This window comes from Flavobacterium restrictum, from assembly GCF_007097245.1.
Taxonomy (GTDB): Bacteria; Bacteroidota; Bacteroidia; order Flavobacteriales; family Flavobacteriaceae; genus Flavobacterium; species Flavobacterium restrictum.
In genome coordinates this window covers 1-1,570 of sequence record NZ_VJZT01000055.1, presented here as the reverse complement: position 1 = coordinate 1,570, position 1,570 = coordinate 1, and the positions used below count along the sequence as shown (strand labels likewise).

The 1,570-nt window shown below is 32.8% G+C and carries 1 protein-coding gene; it reads left to right on the top strand.

What is annotated here, in order from left to right; genetic code table 11:
* Positions 1–787: 787 nt before the first annotated feature.
* Positions 788–1,570, top strand: a 783-nt coding sequence (locus FNW21_RS16150; RefSeq protein WP_144257778.1) for a collagen-like triple helix repeat-containing protein, incomplete at its 3' end; no start/stop codon positions are given.

The window sequence follows — 1,570 nt, the reverse complement described above, 5'->3', positions numbered from 1 at the left end:
AAATCCCTAATCCGTCTAATTCCATACCCTAAAATTAAACCTTTTTATAACTTTCCACTAATTTAGGCGAAGAACCAAAAAATAATCTGCGGCAACTTTTTTAAAAACAGTTGACTTGTTTAAATCATTAGATTAAATTATGGTAAAGAGATGATTTGCTAAATAGTTTATAGCAATTAGCTGTTTGTCATTAGCTTCAAAGTCAATGTTTTAAACTTTAAAAGTATATTATTGAATTATTTCAAGTACTTATATTGTGTTTTGGATTGATTATGAATTTAGGAACTTCACCTAAATTAGCATAAAAAGACGAATTCTCCTCCTCTGGGAATTTATGTAAAAAGGGGATATAATTTTCCTCTCTTGTTGGTTACAAATTGCGAGTTCTTCGTATAAATTGATAGCGATTATAAAAATTGTCATGTTTTTTTTATTCTTCTACAAGATCATTTTGAAATGACACTTTTCTCAAATTGAAAATTGATTTCTTTAAAAAATCAAATTTTAGTTTTCTACTTTTTTGTGTAAAAAACACACGTAAAAATTTGAATATTAAAACGTGTATTACGTGTAGTAACAATTCTACAAGAACACTACAGGTGTTCTACAATCTATTGATTTTGCTAAAGTTATCTTTGTCCAAAATAGATTGTCGGGTATTTAGTCCTCCCAACTATATGTTAAAAAAGATATAAAAATTGAAGAAATTACCTGTGGTGTTTTGGGAATGATTTTTAGTTTTTGGTCTTTTTTTAGTTTAGTAGAAAAAAAATAAAACAGTGTTATTATGAGAAATTATTACGTATTACTTCTTTTGCTAGGGATTGGTTTTTGTAGTTACGGACAAGTAGGTGTTGGAACATCATTGCCAAACTCGTCTTCACAACTTGATGTAGTTGCTCAAAATAAAGGGGTTTTGATACCAAGAGTCCCTTTAACTAGTACAGTAGATGCAACAACGATTACTAATGGTAATGTAAATAGTTTGTTGGTTTTTAATACACAAACTATAGCTGATATCACACCAGGTTATTATTACTGGTACATCAACAAGTGGTATAGAATGGGAACTAGTACCACGGAAACAATTACGACATTAGTTGATAATGGCGATGGAACAATTACATATACAAATGAAACAGGTGTTCCTGTAATTATTAATTTGCCTGCAGGACTTCAAGGGCCGGTAGGGCTAACTGGACCCGCAGGTGCTCAAGGAGTTCAAGGTTTAGCAGGAACAAATGGAACAAACGGAAAATCTGTAACAGGTTCGACTTACGATGCAACAACAGGTGTAGTTACTTTTACCTATTCTGATGGAACAACTTCAACCACTTCTGATGTAAGAGGAGCCACTGGAATAGCAGGAACAAACGGAACGAATGGAACAAATGGAACAAACGGAAAATCGGTAACAGGCTCAACTTATGATGCAACAACAGGTATCGTTACTTTTACCTATTCCGATGGTACAACTTCAACAACCTCTGACTTAAGAGGAGCAACTGGATTAGCAGGAACAAATGGAACAAACGGAAAATCTGTAACAGGCTCAACTTATGATGCAACA